Source organism: Loktanella gaetbuli (assembly GCF_020531945.1).
Lineage (GTDB): Bacteria > Pseudomonadota > Alphaproteobacteria > Rhodobacterales > Rhodobacteraceae > Loktanella > Loktanella gaetbuli.
On sequence record NZ_JAJATZ010000004.1, the window covers coordinates 240188 to 255824 of the forward strand.

The 15637-nt window shown below is 62.5% G+C and carries 15 protein-coding genes; 10 read left to right on the plus strand and 5 right to left on the minus strand.

The annotated features are described in order from the left end of the window. Positions 1-20: 20 nt before the first annotated feature. The 3 genes from LGQ03_RS10620 to metG form a co-directional block, all read right to left on the minus strand. On the minus strand, positions 21-935 hold the full coding sequence (locus tag LGQ03_RS10620) for an FkbM family methyltransferase (RefSeq protein ID WP_090158978.1): 915 nt from the start codon (positions 933-935) through the stop codon (positions 21-23). Positions 936-1052: 117 nt separating this feature from the next. Continuing rightward, positions 1053-1835 carry a lytic murein transglycosylase gene (locus LGQ03_RS10625; protein ID WP_404807654.1) on the minus strand — a complete coding sequence of 261 codons (783 nt, stop codon included), beginning with the start codon at positions 1833-1835 and terminating at the stop codon, positions 1053-1055. 73 nt (positions 1836-1908) lie between these two features. Further along, a complete protein-coding gene (gene metG, locus LGQ03_RS10630; protein WP_226748371.1) occupies positions 1909-3624 on the minus strand; it encodes a methionine--tRNA ligase in 1716 nt (571 codons plus the stop codon). Between the two features lie 144 nt (positions 3625-3768). Here metG and LGQ03_RS10635 point away from each other — a divergent pair, with 144 nt between their 5' ends. The 6 genes from LGQ03_RS10635 (at position 3769) to LGQ03_RS10660 (ending at position 7943) form a co-directional block, all read left to right on the plus strand. Beyond that, on the plus strand, positions 3769-4812 hold the full coding sequence (locus tag LGQ03_RS10635) for an aldo/keto reductase (RefSeq protein ID WP_226748372.1): 1044 nt from the start codon (positions 3769-3771) through the stop codon (positions 4810-4812). A gap of 178 nt (positions 4813-4990) precedes the next feature. Continuing rightward, entirely contained in the window at positions 4991-5536 is a 546-nt protein-coding gene (locus LGQ03_RS10640) for a lipocalin family protein (protein ID WP_090158974.1), read from the plus strand. Continuing rightward, entirely contained in the window at positions 5533-5841 is a 309-nt protein-coding gene (locus LGQ03_RS10645) for a hypothetical protein (protein ID WP_226748373.1), read from the plus strand. The genes LGQ03_RS10640 and LGQ03_RS10645 overlap by 4 nt, the downstream gene beginning before the upstream one ends. A 1-nt stretch (position 5842) precedes the next feature. Further along, the gene (locus tag LGQ03_RS16725) at positions 5843-7039 is read left to right on the plus strand and encodes a thioesterase family protein (protein ID WP_226748374.1); all 1197 of its coding nucleotides are present in this window, start codon (positions 5843-5845) and stop codon (positions 7037-7039) included. Between the two features lie 63 nt (positions 7040-7102). Continuing rightward, complete coding sequence (locus LGQ03_RS10655) at positions 7103-7666, plus strand: hypothetical protein (RefSeq protein WP_226748375.1); 564 nt, start codon at positions 7103-7105, stop codon at positions 7664-7666. Between the two features lie 52 nt (positions 7667-7718). Beyond that, on the plus strand, positions 7719-7943 hold the full coding sequence (locus LGQ03_RS10660; RefSeq protein ID WP_226748376.1) for a hypothetical protein: 225 nt from the start codon (positions 7719-7721) through the stop codon (positions 7941-7943). A gap of 94 nt (positions 7944-8037) precedes the next feature. Here the strand turns inward: LGQ03_RS10660 and thrS are convergent, their stop codons facing one another. Then, entirely contained in the window at positions 8038-9984 is a 1947-nt protein-coding gene (gene thrS, locus LGQ03_RS10665; protein WP_226748377.1) for a threonine--tRNA ligase, read from the minus strand. An 87-nt stretch (positions 9985-10071) separates the two neighbouring features. Here thrS and LGQ03_RS10670 point away from each other — a divergent pair, with 87 nt between their 5' ends. From LGQ03_RS10670 to LGQ03_RS10685, 4 genes are read left to right on the plus strand one after another with little or no spacing between them, the layout of a single operon-like run. Further along, positions 10072-11400, plus strand: coding sequence for an MFS transporter (locus LGQ03_RS10670; protein WP_226748378.1), 1329 nt, complete (start codon positions 10072-10074; stop codon positions 11398-11400). Further along, positions 11390-12139: an alpha/beta fold hydrolase gene (locus tag LGQ03_RS10675; RefSeq protein WP_226748379.1), complete on the plus strand. Its 750-nt coding sequence runs from the start codon at positions 11390-11392 to the stop codon at positions 12137-12139. The genes LGQ03_RS10670 and LGQ03_RS10675 overlap by 11 nt, the downstream gene beginning before the upstream one ends. A 51-nt stretch (positions 12140-12190) precedes the next feature. Continuing rightward, on the plus strand, positions 12191-13537 hold the full coding sequence (locus LGQ03_RS10680; protein ID WP_226748380.1) for an MFS transporter: 1347 nt from the start codon (positions 12191-12193) through the stop codon (positions 13535-13537). 60 nt (positions 13538-13597) lie between these two features. Further along, positions 13598-14308 carry an alpha/beta fold hydrolase gene (locus tag LGQ03_RS10685; protein ID WP_226748381.1) on the plus strand — a complete coding sequence of 237 codons (711 nt, stop codon included), beginning with the start codon at positions 13598-13600 and terminating at the stop codon, positions 14306-14308. A 33-nt stretch (positions 14309-14341) separates the two neighbouring features. On the opposite strand, the gene phaZ is transcribed toward LGQ03_RS10685, so the two are convergent. Next, positions 14342-15616, minus strand: coding sequence for a polyhydroxyalkanoate depolymerase (gene phaZ / locus LGQ03_RS10690; protein WP_090158968.1), 1275 nt, complete (start codon positions 15614-15616; stop codon positions 14342-14344). Positions 15617-15637: the final 21 nt, after the last annotated feature.

The window sequence follows — 15637 nt, forward strand, 5'->3', positions numbered from 1 at the left end:
CGATCCGCCACCCATTTTGGTCAGTCGCGGATATCGCTTTCGTGGATGTACCAGTCGTCGAATTTCGACAATTCGGGCAATCGGCGCACGTATCCCTTTGACGTCATCAGTTCTAGGATGTGATCGCGCCGTTCCTCGTGGTTATGCTCGATCGCGAACAGACGCACGTGACGCGGTCCAAAATCGAATTTTTCCATGATGTCCATTTCCGATCCTTCGGTGTCGATGGAAATGAAATCGATGACGTCGGGCGCGTCATATTCGTCCAGCAAGTCGTTCAGCGTGATTGTTTCGACCTTGATCCGTTCCTCGACACCGCCTTCTTCGAATTCCAGCCCGTCGGATGCATCGGCAAGGCGCGAAAACATCGGCCGCGCCGCCATCAGGAATTCCATCGTGTCGCCCGTGCTGGAATGCACGCATTTGTGGCTGATATGGCATTCGCGCGCACGCGCCAGATTTTCGTGAAAGATCGGGTTGGGCTCGGCGACGATGCCTTTCCAGTCGAAATTACGTTCGAGGATCATCGAGTTGCTCATCGTCGTGCCATTGGTGGCACCGAAATCGACGAAATAACCTTCGCGCTTGCCGTCCAGTTCGAACAGGCACCACAGGTCCTGCATCACCTGACCTTGATAGATCGCCGTATAGGGCAGGGCGAAATCGCGGAACCGCTGCAACGTCTTGCCGGGTTTGTCCGCATCGGTGCAGACATAATCCTCCAGCCCGTCGTCAAAGGTCGCGGTTTCAGGATCCAGTTTTTCCTTGCGGATGGTGTCGCGCCGGTTCTTGAACAGCTTCAGCAGGTGGTTCGCATCATGCCGCTGCGGCATCTCGAACGGGTTGCCTGACTTGTAGCGCGACTTGCTGGGCAGGGTGCCCGGCTTTTGTGCGGTTGCCTCTGCGTCGGTTTTCGGAGCGTTGTCACTCGCCATTCTTGCCTCTTGTCGCTTGATGTTCGGCCCGCGTATTGCGAGGCCCCTCGACGGACCCTCGCAACCGCGCTTGACCAAATCAAGGCAAAATTGTTTCCATATCGTGGACGGTCGCGGTCAACCCGCGATCCGTGCGGCCATGATTGCGATGGCCTTTTGATAGACGCCAGCCGCGTTCCATTGCTGGATTACGGCGTAGTTGCGCTCGCCTTCCTGATAGCCCTGACCGGGTTGCCAGCCTTTCTGGCGCAGGAAATTTGCTGTGGAATACAGCGCGTCGGTCTGGTTGGTCAGATCGACCACACCGTTGCCATCCCCGTCCACGCCGTAGCGGATCACATTGGCTGGCAGAAACTGCGTATGGCCCAACTCGCCGTGCATCGCGCCGATCGTGTTTGCACTAATCGAACCTTGATCCACCAATTGCAGGGCGGCCAGCGCGTGTGGTGTGAAAAAATCCGACCTGCGGCAGTCATAGGCCAAGGTCGTGATCGCGCTCAGCACATTGCTGTCACCCATGAAATTGCCGAATGCGGTTTCCATACCGTGGATTGCGACAATCACGCTCGCCGGCACGCCATAGCGCGCCTCGAGGTTGGCATAGAACGTCGGGTTGTTCGCGATCTTGCGACGACCCTGCGCCACGATGGTGTCCGCACCACGGATGCGCATGAATTCGTCCAGGCTGTAGCGGAACGATATCTGGTTGCGGTCCGCATTGATCGTACGCTGCGCGTAGCTGGTATTGGCCAGCGCCGCGAGCCCGCGCTGGCCGATGCCAGCGGCGGTCGCTTCTTGGGCGAATTGCTGTTTCCAGCTGTTGAAACCGCTGGCGTCATTGCCGCAGGTGGCGGCGGCTGCCGCAGTCGAGGTCAGGGCAAAAGTCGCAATAAGGGCCATGGTGCGCATGTTGGTGGTCCAGTCTGTTCAGGTTATGGAAACACTAACACAGTGCCGGTGTTATCCAATATCGTTACCCCTCACGTATTCCGGCAAAGCGTTCGGACCAGTCCGCGCGTTGATCATCGGTGATTTTGGTGAACAGATTTTCAGGCACCACGAACGCATGGCCTGCTGGCAGGGCGGTCAGCGCCGCTGCCGCACCCTCGGGCCAATCCAGATCGGTGACATTCATCGCCTCTGCCATGATGCGGGCCATGTCGGGGATGAACGGGGCGGACAGGATGGCATAGAGCCGGATCAGGTTCAGACCGTGACGCACCTGACAGGCCGCCTGTTCGGGGTCCGTCTTGAACGTGGTCCAGGGGGCTGTCGATTGCAGGTATTCATTACCCGCGACCCAGATCGCGCGCAGTTCTGCTGCGGCCTTGCGAACCTCGATGGCGTCCATGTGCTGCGCATAGGCTGCCAACCGGGTGTCCAGCTCTGCCGTCAATGTGGCCTCGGCGTCGCCGGCTGTGCCACCCTCTGGGACGGTCTCACCGAATTTGGACCGGCAGAATTTGGTGATGCGGCTGACGAAATTGCCCAGCACATCCGCCAGATCCTTGTTCACATCCTGCTGGAATGCCTCCCAGGTGAATTCCGCGTCCGATGATTCAGGCGCATGGGACAACAGCCACCAACGCCATACATCGGCGGGCAGGATGTCCAACGCCTGGTCCATGAACACACCGCGCCCGCGCGAGGTGCTGAACTGACCGCCGTCGTAGTTGAGATAGTTGAACGACTTTATGTAATCGACCAGCTTCCAGTTGTCGTCGGCCCCCATGATCGTGGCCGGGAATGAAAGCGTATGGAACGGCACGTTGTCCTTGCCCATGAATTGGGTATAGCGCACGTCGTCCGCACCCTTGTCGGTGCGCCACCAGCTTTCCCAATCAGACCCTTTGCCCGCGTCCACCCATTCCTGCGCGCAGGCGATGTATTCGATGGGGGCGTCGAACCAGACGTAGAACACCTTGCCTTCCATGCCGGGCCAGTCCTCGGTCCCGCGCTTGACCGGGATGCCCCAGTCCAGATCACGGGTGATGCCCCGGTCCTGCAGACCATCGCCGTCGTTCAACCACTTTTTCGCAATGGATGTCGTCAGCACGGGCCAGTCTGCCTTGCTGGCGATCCAGTCGGCCAGCTGGCCCTTCAGCTTGGATTGTTCCAGATACAGATGCTTGGTCGTGCGCACCTCCAGGTCGGTGGCACCCGAAATCGTGGATCGCGGATTGATCAGATCCGTAGGGTCCAGCTGTTTCGTGCAATTGTCGCATTGATCCCCGCGCGCGTCCTCGAACCCGCAATTGGGGCAGGTCCCCTCGATATAGCGGTCCGGCAAGAACCGCCCGTCGGTGACGGAATAGACCTGTTCCTCGGTGACTTCGCGGATCAGACCCTGATCGGCGAGGCGCCCGGCAAAAGCTTGGGTCAGCGCCCGGTTCTGCGGGCTGGACGACCGGCCAAAGTGATCGAACGACAGGGCAAAACCATCCGCGATCCGCGCCTGCACGTCGTGCATTTCCGCGCAATAGTCAGCCACAGGCTTGCCGGCCTTGGCCGCGGCCAGTTCTGCCGGGGTGCCGTGTTCGTCCGTGGCGCACAGAAACAGCACCTCGTGGCCGCGCGCGCGCAGGTAGCGGGCATACAGGTCCGCAGGCAGCTGCGATCCGACAAGGTTCCCCAGATGCTTGATCCCGTTGATATAGGGAATGGCAGAGGTGATGAGGTGGCGGGCCATGGTGTATCCTGTCGTGGTGTGACCCGCTATCTAGCGGGCGGACGCCCGCAAGGCCAGTGGTCAGCGACAGCTGCGTGTCCGGGTCTCTTGCGGTTCGGTCGCGGCTGGCTACTGTGCGCGCCAAATCAACACAGGATGACACAGATGAAAACGCTGACCCTAGGCCGCACGGATATTTCGGTGACCGACTGGTGCCTTGGCACGATGACATTCGGCAACCAGACCCCGATGGACGACGCGCACCGCCAGATGGACATGGCGCTGGATGCGGGGCTGAATTTCATCGACTGCGCAGAAATGTATCCCGTGAACCCCGTGGCCAAGGAAACCGCAGGCCGGTCCGAGGAATACCTTGGCGAATGGTTTGCCCGGACGGGGCGTCGCGATGAATGGGTGCTGGCAACCAAGGTGACAGGACCAAATCCCGGTTTCAAACGTGATGGGGCAGGGTTTTCCGGGGCGAACATCGGACAGGCCATCGACGAATCCCTGACGCGCCTGAAAACCGATGTCATCGACCTGTACCAGCTGCACTGGCCGGTGCGCGGCACCTGGGCGTTTCGCAGCAACTGGTCCTATGATCCCTCCGGCCAGAACCGCGCGCAGACGCTGGACCACATGCACGAGGTTCTCGGCGCGCTGGATACGGCCGTCAAGGCAGGCAAGATCCGCGCCGTCGGCCTGTCGAATGAAACCGCATGGGGCACCACGAAATGGTGCGATGTAGCCGAGGAGCACGGCCTGCCGCGCATGGCGTCGATCCAGAACGAATATTCGCTGTTGTGCCGGCACATGGATACCGACCTGTCCGAAACGATGGTGAACGAGGACGTGACCCTGCTGTCATTCTCTCCACTGGCTGCCGGTTTCCTGACCGGCAAATATCAGGACGGCCAGGTGCCCGACGGCAGCCGTATGTCGCTGAACACCGACATGGGGGGCCGTCTGACCGACCGGGTTCTGCCCGCGACGCAGGCCTATCTGGATATTGCTGCCAAACACGGCATCGACCCGGTGCATCTGGCGATGGCCTGGCAATTCAGCCGTCCGTTTCCGGTGTCGGCGATCTTTGGCGCGACGACAGCGGACCAACTGGCGCAGATCCTCGCGGGGCGCGATGTGGTGCTGGGTCAAGAGGTGCTGGAGGACATCGACGCAGCACACCGCGCCCACCCGATGCCATATTGATCGGACCGCGGGGCTGTGGCCCCGCGGATTGAATTCTTGCCGCGTCGTATCGGGCGCAGCGCGTGGTTTGACACTGCGGGTCGCCTCGCCGGCGGGGCGGATATTTTTGATCAGAAGAAGTCTGGACGCTTGCCCCGGTCACCGGTGCTGCGGCAAGGTCGCGCAAAAGGGGACTTTCATGAAACGTCTGTCGATCCTGCTGCTGCTGGCAGCGTGCGCAAAGCCCCTCCCGGACGAACAGGTCGGCGGATTGTTCGAGGTATACCGCGACCGCGACCAGCCGATTGCCTCTGCCGCGCTGTTCCAGCCTGACCGCTACGTCGGACGCTGGTACGAGGTCGCCCGCTATCCGGTCCCGTTCGAGGCTGGCTGCACGGGTGTTTCGGCAGATTACGCAGCTTTGCCTGACGGAAGCCTGTCGGTCCTGAACACCTGTCGCAATGCCGACGGCACAGTCAGGTCCACGATTCAGGGCCGGGCCGAGGTCGTGGGGCCGGGCAGGTTGAAGGTCAGTTTCGACAACGTCCCGTTTGTGCGGGGCGATTACTGGGTGCTATGGGTGGACGAGGGGTATCGCACGGCCGTGGTGGGTGCGCCCGACGGGCGTTCGGGCTGGATCCTGAACCGCACACCCGATATCCCCGCAGACCGTCTGACTGCCGCAAAAGAGGTCCTCGACTTCAACGGCTATGACTTGAACCGATTGATGGAGGTGCCGCAATGACACGACTTCTGACAGCTTTGGGGGCGCTGATCCTCGTGGCCGGTTGTGAGGTCGGCACCATGACCAACGCGCCCGGCGGGACTGAACCGGGCTTTCGCGAGTTTCTGGTCGTCGGGTCGTCCATGTCGTTTGAACAGTGCCGCGCCGGTGGCGGGCTGATCATCCGCGATGCAAACAGCCCCATGACGGCCTGTGATCCATCGGTAAAACGTAATCCCGTTCCGCGCGCCGTGATCGACGATCCGACCGTCGAGACCGACATGAACGCCGCGCGCGAAATGCAGGATCTGGCGACGGCGAACTGACGTGCCGCGCGCTGCGATCATCGGATCAGGACCCGCTGCGGCCGGCTGGGCTGCACGTTTCCAGTTGATGGGGTGGGACGTGGTGGTTCACGCCGGTGTGGTCCCGTCCTCTGCGCAAGGGTCCGACCTGCTGGCGCGTGCCGGCCGCGCGCTGTCCAGCCTGAGTGACGTTGTACCGCCCCGCCCGGGACGCCGCAGCCTGCAGCAGGACCTTGCCGCGACTGTGGCCGGGGTGGACTGGATCGCGGTTTGCCCGCCACCTGACCTGCCGGCCGCCCGGGACCTGATTGCCACGGTCGCGGCCCTCTGCCCGCCGAACGCCATCATCGCGATCGGCAGCGCGGATCATGACATTGCAGCGTTGCAATCGGCGACAGCCTCTCCCGGCCAGATCATCGGCGCAGTGGGCTTCGATCCGATCTACCTCATGCCGTCGGTTGCAATGACGCAGAGCCGGGCCAATCCCGCGCCCGTGGTTGCCGGTGCGGTCGCGACGCTCAGATCGCTGGGCATGGTGCCAGTGGGTGAGAACGCACCGCGTGACACGGCACTGGTTGAGACACAGCAAGCGCTTTGCGTGGTTGCGGACAATGTGCCTGACGGGGACGCGCGGGACAGGCTGCTGGTGACGTTGTTGCGCGGGTTCAAGACCTGCAATCACGGTGTGGGAAGCGTCCTGAACGCGCTGGACCTGGCACGGGACACGGTGTCACGAACACTTGGCAGCGTGGATGATCTATCGCGGCCCGTGACCACCTTTGCCCGCGCCGTCCCGCTGGACTGGACCGACTACAACGGCCACATGACCGAAGCGCGCTACCTGCACGCCTTTGGCGAGGCGACGGACCGCATGATGATCCTCGTGGGATGTACACCCGGTTATGTCGCGGCAGGTCACAGCTTTTTCACCGCGGAAACCCATATCCGTCACCTCGACGAGGTGCAGGAGGGAACCGGTATCCACATCGACACGCAGGTGCTGGCGGGGCGTGGGAAAAAGATGCATCTCTTTCACCGCATGTGGGCGGGGGACAGGCTGCTGGCAACGGGGGAACACATGTTGATCCACGTCAGCCTGACGACCCGGTCGGCTTGCGCACCAAGTGACGCCGTCGCTATCCCGCTGGCGCGCATCGCTGCGGCCCATGCGGGATTGCCGATGCCTGACGGTGCCGGCCGCGCTGTGGGGCGCAAGTGAATTGGCCTGATCTTTGGGTCTGGGTCACACTTGGCGTGGCGGCCGCCCAAGACGATCCGATTCATGCTGCAAAAACAATTGCGGCCCGCGACCCTCTCAACCGCTGGCGGAACTTTTGCACGGCTTGTTTATTCCGCGCCGCTGACGGCTCTTCTCGCTTTGATCTACGCAAGCGCAACCGATCAGGCGACAACACCTTTGCCGCCGCACTTCTGGGGGGGCGCTGCTCTGGACGGCGCGTCGCAAATCCTCGCAACGCTCTGTGTCGTCACTCTGTTTATCCATCGACACTTTGCCGTTGGGGTAACTTTCAAGGGGGCAAAGGTTGTCCTATCCGCGCGCGTTGCCGTGCTCATATTGGGCGAAAGTTTACCTACGGTCGCCTGGCTGGCACTCTTGATCGGCCTGCCGGGGGTGCTGCCCCTCTCGGATGAACCGCAGGCCACCGGCCTTTGGTACAGTCGTCTGTTCAATCGGGCGGCTGCCTTGGGCCTGGGATATGGCAAGTTTTTCGCACTATCGGCCGTAGGCTATTGCGGTGCGTCACACCACTGGCTGAAGGGGACGCGTTTTTCCGCGCGGTCATCATGCTGGCGTGCGTCACAGCCTTTCAAACGACGGTCATGACCCTTTGGTTGCGGACCACATCACCCGGTCAGATTACGTTCGTATTTTTGACATGGCAGGGGCCGGGCTCGTCGGGCTGACCAGCATGGCGGGGTCGCTTTGCTGGTTCACTGCCTCCATGCTGCAGACCGTGGCGCTGTTCTACGGCGTCGGCCAGATCGAACTTTTTTCTGTGCTGATCGGTCCGTTGGTGTTCAAGGAACGGATCTCGGCCAAGGCATATGCTGGCATCGGGCTTCTCATGACCAGCATCGTGACGCTGATCATCACGACCTGAGCGCCGGCACGCGCTGTTTTCAAAATATCCCGGGGGTCTGGGGGCAGCGCCCCCACCGAATTTTCGCGAAAATTCGGCCCCCCTTGGCTAATGTTCAGCGCAGATCGGGCGGCGTCGCGTCGTCCTTGAGTGATGCGAGGATTGCGTGCAGATCTATCACCTGCGTCTGCTTTTCGCCCAGCCGCCGCACGGTAACGGTGCGTTCCTCGACTTCGCGCGCGCCCAGCGCGAGGATGACGGGCACCTTGCCGACTGAATGTTCGCGGACCTTGTAGTTGATCTTTTCGTTGCGCGTATCGGCCTCGGCGCGCACACCCGCCTTGCGCAACGCGGCCACGATCTCGGTCGCATAGTCGTCCGCGTCCGACACGATGGTCGCGACGACCACCTGACGGGGGGCCAGCCAGAACGGCAGCTTGCCTGCGTGGCTCTCGATCAGGATACCGATGAACCGCTCGAACGATCCCAGCACGGCGCGGTGCAGCATCACGGGGCGATGTTTGTCACCGTCCTGCGCGATGTAATTCGCATCCAGCCGTTCCGGCAGGTTGGGGTCAACTTGCAAGGTGCCGCATTGCCATTCACGTCCGATGGCGTCGGTCAGCGTGAATTCCAGCTTGGGGCCATAGAACGCGCCTTCACCTGGCAGCAGCTCGAAATCATAGCCCGCGGCCTGACAGGCATCGCCCAGCGCCTTCTCGACGCGGTCCCAGCTTTCGTCGCTCCCGATCCGCTTTTCGGGGCGGGTCGAAAGTTTGATCGTCCAGTTCTCGAACCCCAGATCAGCATAGACCGAGGCAAGCAGTTTGATGAATTTTTCCGTCTCGGCCACGATCTGGTCGTTGGTGCAGAAAATATGCCCGTCGTCCTGCGTGAAACCGCGCACGCGCATGATCCCGTGCAGCGCGCCCGATGGTTCATAGCGGTTGCACGACCCGAATTCCGCCATGCGCAGCGGCAGGTCGCGGTAGGATTTCAGACCTTGGTTGAACACCTGCACGTGGCAGGGGCAGTTCATCGGTTTTAGCGCGTTGACCGTCTTTTCGCGGGCGTGATCCTCGTCCACTTCGACAATGAACATATGGTCCTGATAGTTGTCCCAGTGGCCGGATTTTTCCCACAGCACGCGGTTAACCACCTGCGGCGTGTTCACCTCGACATAATCGTCGGCGCGCTGTTTGCGGCGCATGTAGTCCTGCAATTCGGTGTAGATCGTCCAGCCGTTGGGGTGCCAGAACACCTGACCGGGGGCCTCTTCCTGCATGTGATACAGGTCCATCTCGCGGCCCAGACGGCGGTGGTCGCGCTTGGCGGCTTCCTCCAGCATCGTCAGATGCGCCTTGAGGTCCTCTTTGTTGGTAAAGGCCACGCCGTAGATGCGTTGCAGCATCGCCCGGTCGCTGTCGCCGCGCCAATAGGCCCCTGCGATGGACATCAGACGCCAGGAATCGCCCGGCACCTGACCCGTGTTTTGCAAGTGCGGCCCCCTGCAGAGGTCCTGCCAGTCGCCGTGCCAATACATGCGCAGCGGCTCGTCGCCGGGGATGCTCTCGATCAGTTCGACCTTATAGGGCTCGCCCTTGTCGGTGTAGTGCTGGATCGCACGGTCGCGGTCCCAAACCTCTGTGCGAACGTCGTCTCGGGCGTTGATGATCTGTTTCATCTTGGCCTCGATCGTCGCCAGATCCTCCGGCGTGAACGGCTCTGCCCGGTCGAAATCGTAATACCAGCCGTCCTTGATCACCGGCCCGATGGTGACCTGCGTGTCTGGCCAGATCTCTTGGACCGCGCGCGCCATGATGTGTGCCAGGTCATGGCGCACAAGTTCCAGCGCGGGCTCGCGGTCCTTCATCGTGTTGATCGCGATATCGGCGTCCGCCGAGATCGGCCAGGCAAGGTCATAGTGCTGGCCGTTCACCGTGGCGCTGATCGCCTTTTTGCGCAGGCTGGTCGAAATATCGGCAGCCACGTCGCCAGCGGTGACGCCGGCGTCGTATGTGCGTGCATTGCCATCGGGAAGTGTCAGGGTGATCTGGGCCATGTCGGCTCCTCGTCTGTTTGGCGCCTACAGGTGCGCCCGGTTGCGGGATATGTGCGGTCTGAATGGCCTGCACGGGACATGGTGTCAATGCACGACGCCGCACTATGTCTGTCGCAAACCAAGACAGAGGACACCATGCCCCAGGACCTGACCGACGACCTGTTCGAATATCTCGTTGACGATCCCGATACCCAAGGTGGGCTTTCCGATGATGCCGCCGCGGTCGAGCCGGGCAGTTTCCTGCGCCATGTCTTGTCGCTGTCGGGATCCAAGATCGCGGACGGTCTGATCGATCCCAAACTGGTGCTGTCGTGGCTTTTGACATCGCTGGGTGCAGGGGCGTTCTGGACTGGCCTGCTGGTGCCCGTCCGCGAAAGCGGCGCACTGTTGCCACAACTATTCACAACACCCGTGATCACGCGTCAGACCATCCGCAAATGGTTCTGGGCGGGTGGCGCATTTGTCCAGGGCATCTGCGCAATCCTGATCGCCGTGGCGGCGCTGACGCTGGACGGCAATGCGGCGGGTGCTGTTATCGTGGGCCTGCTTGCGGTGCTGGCGCTGGCCCGGTCGGTCTGTTCCGCCAGTTACAAGGACGTGCTGGGCAAAACCGTCGGCAAATCGCGGCGCGGCACGGCCACGGGTGCGGCCAGCACGGCGGCCAGCGTCGGTGTGATCGTGTTCGCGCTGATCCTGCTGACCGGGATCGGCGACCGCTATGCCGTCGTCATTGCCGCCCTGCTGCTGGCGGGCGGTTTCTGGATCGGGGGAGCTGCCATTTTCGCCACCCTGCGCGAACAGCCCAGCACGGGCGACGCTGCGCGCAGCATCGGCTGGGACCAGTTCAGACTGCTGCGTAAGGACCCGCAGCTGATGCGGTTCATCTTCGTGCGCAGCCTGCTGGTGGGTACGGCACTGGCCCCGCCGTATTTCGTTCTGCTGAACCCAGACTCGGGCTTTGGCCAACTGGGCGCGCTGGTGCTGGCCAGTGCCATCGCCTCGCTACTATCATCCTACGTCTGGGGGCGGCTGTCTGACCGGTCGTCTCGCCGCGTGCTGCTGTACGCGGGTCTTGCGGGTGGGGGCGTGCTGTCTGTCGTCGCCCTGCTGGGCTGGCTGGGTGGCATCGGCGCGCCGGGTGTAATTCCGCTGGCGCTGTTCGGCCTGATGATCTCCTACAACGGGGTGCGTCAGGGCCGGTCCACGCATCTGGTCGATATGGCCGACGCAGCCGACCGCGCGCCCTACACGGCCCTGTCAAACACGGTCGTCGGCGTCGTTCTGTTCGCCGCCGGTGCGGCGTTTGCTGGTATCGCCTCCGTGTCGGTGCCCCTTGTCATCGCCCTGTTCGCCGTGATGTGTTGGACAGCAAGCGCCCTGTCGCTGGGCCTGAACGAGGTGCAAGATGACGCATGATACCCTGACCACGCCCGAGGGTCGCCAGATCGCATATCACCTGACAGCGGGGCAGGGTCCGACGGTCGTGTTTCTGGGCGGTTTCAAATCCGACATGGGCGGGACCAAGGCAGTCTATCTCGAAGACTGGTGCAAGTCCCACAAGCGCGCATTTCTGCGGTTCGACTATTCGGGTCACGGCGACAGTTCTGGCGCCTTTACCGAGGGTGCAATCGGTGACTGGTTTCAGGACGCGCAGGCCGCCGTCAGCCTCATCGACGGGCCGCTGGTCCTGGTCGGATCCTCCATGGGCGGCTGGATTTCGCTGTTGCTGTCCCGCGCCATCCCTGACCGCATCGCGGGTCTGGTCACCATCGCCGCCGCCCCCGACTTTACCGAAGATTCCATGTGGGCCAACGCCACCCCCGCCCAGCGTGATGATCTGGCGAACAAGGGCCAGATCGCGTTGCCCAGCGACTATGGCGATCCCTACATCATCACCCGCCGCCTGATCGAGGATGGCCGCAACCACCTCGTGTTGCGCGGCCCGCTGCCATTGCCGTTCCCGACCCGGTTCCTGCAAGGCACCGCTGACGCCGACGTCGATCAATCGGTGGCCCTGCGCCTGCTGGGTCACGCGACAGGCCCCGACATGACCCTGACGCTGGTCAAAGGGGCCGATCACCGGTTTTCCGACCCGACCTGTCTGGAGTTGATCACCACCGCGATCACCGACGTGCTGAACGCAACGTCCGGCTAGGCGGCGCACCTCTTTGGCCCTAGCGTATCGCAGGGCTTGGGAGGGCACGGCATGTTGAGCATGGGACAAAAGGCAGGCTGGGGTCTGGCCGATATGGGCGTGAACGTCTTTGTCGTGGTCAAACAGCTGCTGGTGTTCACCTATCTGACAACGTTTCTCGGTGTTCCGCCGGGTGCGGCAGGTGTCGTCACCTTTGCCGTGCTGGGGTTCGACGTGATCACGGACCCCATCGTGGGCTACTGGTCCGACCGCAGCACCTCGCGTTGGGGGCGGCGGATGCCCTGGATTGCCTTGGGCGTGCTGATCCTCGCGGCGGGGATCGTGGCAATGTTCGCCGTGCCGCAGGGGATGGGCTGGCAGGCCAACGCCCTGTGGGTCACGGCGTTTTTCGCCCTCGCGTCCATCGGGTTTACCTTTGTCACGATCCCCTATGGTGCCATGGCCGGTGAAATGACCCAAGACCCGACCGAACGGTCCACCATGATGGCGTTTCGCATGACATTTGCGTCGCTGGGCCTGTTGACCGCTGGCGCGCTGGTGCCTGCGCTGGCCGGTGACACGCGCGAAGGCTATGCCCGCGCCGTCTTTCTGGTGGCCCCGGTGATCGTGCTGACCATCTGGGGGATGCTGTTTGCCACCCGTCGCGCGCCGACGATCCCGACCCCCGCAACCCAAGGGTTCGTCAGCGTGTTGCGGCTGGTGCTGGAAAACCGCCCCTTTGCCATCCTGACGCTGCTCTACGGCGTGTTCACGCTGGGGGTGGCGCTGATCGCGGCAGGGCTGCAACTGTCGGCGCTCTACCTTGTGACCGACGACGGCACGGGGGCGCTATCGGGCCTTGCAGGGGCGCTGGGCATCTTTTCGACGCTGTTTGCGATGTTCATTGTGGGTTCCGTGATCTCGCAGCCGATCTGGGTTCTGGCGTCACGCCGTTTTGGGAAAACCACGGCGCTTGCGCTGGGGATGCTGGCCTATATCGCCGTGCTGCTGGGCATTCGGGCCGTTTTGCCTGCACCGACGCTGGGACCGCTGGCCGGGCTGTTCCTGCTGGCGGGCATGACCAACGGCGCCTATCAGCAGGTGCCTTGGGCCATGTATCCTGACCTGATGGATGTCACCCGCCGCAGATCCGGCACCGCAATCGAAGGCGCGTTCAGCGCCGTCTGGCTGTTCGGACAAAAGGTCGCCAATGCGCTGGCCCCCTTGCTGCTGGGCTTGATCCTGTCTGTCGCCGGTTGGCGCGCCTCGGACAGCGGGGTGGTCGATCAGACCCCGCAGGCGCTGGCCACGCTGGAAATCGCGCTGACACTTGTGCCTGCCGCGATCTTTGCGTTGGGGATTGTTGCACTTTGGACGCTTTACCGGCCGCGCGTACGCGATATCGCCTCTCACCGCTGACCACGCTTGCCAGCCTGCGCCCTGATTTGACAGGGTAAACAAAAAAAGAGCAGGCCGAACATGCCCGAACCGATTGTTTTTCTTCCGCCCATGCTGTGCGACGCGCGGGCGTTCGCGCATCAGATCATGGCGTTTTCGGCGACCAGTCCCGTGATGTGTCTGCCGACCGGGCTGGCCGACACGATGGAACAGATCGCGCGTGAAATCCTGACGCAGGCCCCGCCCAAGTTTGCGTTGGCGGGTCTGTCGATGGGCGGTTGCATCGCGCTCGAGGTGGTGCGGCAAGCGCCAGGGCGCGTCACGCGGCTGGCGCTGATCAACACCACCGCACAGTCGGAACTGCCTGAAATCGCCGCAGCGCGTGAACCGCGGATCGTCGCGGCCCGCGCGGGTCGGTTTTGTGATGTGGTCCATGCCGAATTGCCACCCAGTGCCATCGGGCAGGGACCGTACCGGTCCGATACGCTGGATGCGATGGGTGACATGGCCCGCGATGTCGGGGCGGATGCCTATGTCATGCAGGCCCGCGCCATGCAGCGCCGTCCGGATCAGACACCAACCCTGCGCAAGATGCGGCAGCCGACGCTGGTGCTGAGCGGGGGCGAGGATACGGTCTATCCCCTGCGCCGTCAGCAATTCATGGCTGAGCTGATCCCCTACGCCCAGCACCGCGTAATCGCGGGCGCAGGCCACCTGCCGACGCTGGAGGCACCGCAGGCTGCGGCAGATACCCTGCGCGACTGGATGCAGCAACCGCTCGTTCTGCGTTGATCGGGCCGCTGCCGTCTGGCGGCAGAGAGGGCGTCAGGCGACCTTGGCCGGATTTGATTTGGGCTTTGACGGGGCGGAACCGGCATTGGCGTCGATGAATTCGAGCACCAAAGGCCGGATGTTTTTGCGCCATTTGCCACCTGCAAAGATGCCGTAATGCCCTGCACCCGGTTCAAGGTGCGCGAACTTCTTGTCGTCGGGCAGTCCGGTCAGCAGGTCCAGCGCGGCCAGACACTGTCCGGGTGCCGAAATGTCGTCCTTTTCACCTTCGACGATCTTGACCGCGACGGTCGTGATCTTGCCGATATCGACCTTGCGACCCGCGACGGTGAAATCGTTGCGTGCGATGTCGCGGTTCTTGAACACGCGTTCCACCGTCGACAGATAGAATTCGGCTGGCATGTCCATGACGGCCAGATATTCGTCGTAGAACTCGTTGTGTTTGTCGTGGTCGGACGCCTCACCCTTGGCCGTGGCAATGATCTGGTCACGAAAGGCCTTGCCGTGCAATTCGCTGTTCATCGAAATGAACGACGTCAGCTGCAGCAGGCCGGGATAGACCCGCCGGCCCACGCCCTTGTATTTGAACCCGACCCGCTGGATCATCAGCTCTTCCAGCTGGCCCATGCTGACCGAATGGCCAAAGTCGGTCACATCCGTCGGATTGGCGTCCGGGTCGATCGGGCCGCCGATCAGGGTCATGGACCTGGGCTGTGCGCTGGGGTCCTCTTCTGCGAGGTAGGCGACGGCCGCGAGTGTCAGCGGCGCAGGCTGACAGACCGCTATGACATGAATATCCGACCCCAGTTCGCGCATGAAATCGACCAGATACAGCGTCGAATCCTCGATATCGAATTTTCCAGCGCTGACCGGAATGTCGCGCGCGTTGTGCCAGTCGGTGACGAAGACGTCGCAATCGGGCAGCAGGCTGACCACGGTCTTGCGCACCAGCGTGGCATAGTGGCCGGACATCGGTGCGACCAGCAGCACGCGCCGCGTGCGGTCGGGACGGTTGCCCACGCGGAACCGGATCAGGTCGCCAAAGGGGCGTTTCATCACCACCTCGGTGGTGACGACCATGTCGGTGCCGTCGGTGTTGGGCAGGGCGGGAATGTTCCAGTCTGGCTTGACCACCATCCGTTCGAACGTGCGTTCCGTGACTTCGCCCCAGGCGCGCAGCCAGTCCATCGCCGGGTTGGCGGTCATGGCCATCAGCGGATAACTGGCAAAAGCACGCGCAGTCGCCCCCATCCACTGGTTTGTATTTCGCATGCTTTCCATCATGTCGTAGGTCATCATATACTTCATGGTGGATACTCCTTGGGTGCG

Excerpts from the sequence above, each read along its gene's own strand:
- LGQ03_RS10620 (WP_090158978.1), bottom strand. The coding sequence starts at position 935 with ATGGCGAGTGACAACGCTCCGAAAACCGACGCAGAGGCAACCGCACAA.
- LGQ03_RS10625 (WP_404807654.1), bottom strand. The coding sequence starts at position 1,835 with ATGGCCCTTATTGCGACTTTTGCCCTGACCTCGACTGCGGCAGCCGCC.
- metG (WP_226748371.1), bottom strand. The coding sequence starts at position 3,624 with ATGGCCCGCCACCTCATCACCTCTGCCATTCCCTATATCAACGGGATC.
- LGQ03_RS10635 (WP_226748372.1), top strand. The coding sequence starts at position 3,769 with ATGAAAACGCTGACCCTAGGCCGCACGGATATTTCGGTGACCGACTGG.
- LGQ03_RS10640 (WP_090158974.1), top strand. The coding sequence starts at position 4,991 with ATGAAACGTCTGTCGATCCTGCTGCTGCTGGCAGCGTGCGCAAAGCCC.
- LGQ03_RS10645 (WP_226748373.1), top strand. The coding sequence starts at position 5,533 with ATGACACGACTTCTGACAGCTTTGGGGGCGCTGATCCTCGTGGCCGGT.
- LGQ03_RS10655 (WP_226748375.1), top strand. The coding sequence starts at position 7,103 with ATGCTGCAAAAACAATTGCGGCCCGCGACCCTCTCAACCGCTGGCGGA.
- LGQ03_RS10660 (WP_226748376.1), top strand. The coding sequence starts at position 7,719 with ATGGCAGGGGCCGGGCTCGTCGGGCTGACCAGCATGGCGGGGTCGCTT.
- thrS (WP_226748377.1), bottom strand. The coding sequence starts at position 9,984 with ATGGCCCAGATCACCCTGACACTTCCCGATGGCAATGCACGCACATAC.
- LGQ03_RS10670 (WP_226748378.1), top strand. The coding sequence starts at position 10,072 with ATGCACGACGCCGCACTATGTCTGTCGCAAACCAAGACAGAGGACACC.
- LGQ03_RS10675 (WP_226748379.1), top strand. The coding sequence starts at position 11,390 with ATGACGCATGATACCCTGACCACGCCCGAGGGTCGCCAGATCGCATAT.
- LGQ03_RS10680 (WP_226748380.1), top strand. The coding sequence starts at position 12,191 with ATGTTGAGCATGGGACAAAAGGCAGGCTGGGGTCTGGCCGATATGGGC.
- LGQ03_RS10685 (WP_226748381.1), top strand. The coding sequence starts at position 13,598 with ATGCCCGAACCGATTGTTTTTCTTCCGCCCATGCTGTGCGACGCGCGG.
- phaZ (WP_090158968.1), bottom strand. The coding sequence starts at position 15,616 with ATGAAGTATATGATGACCTACGACATGATGGAAAGCATGCGAAATACA.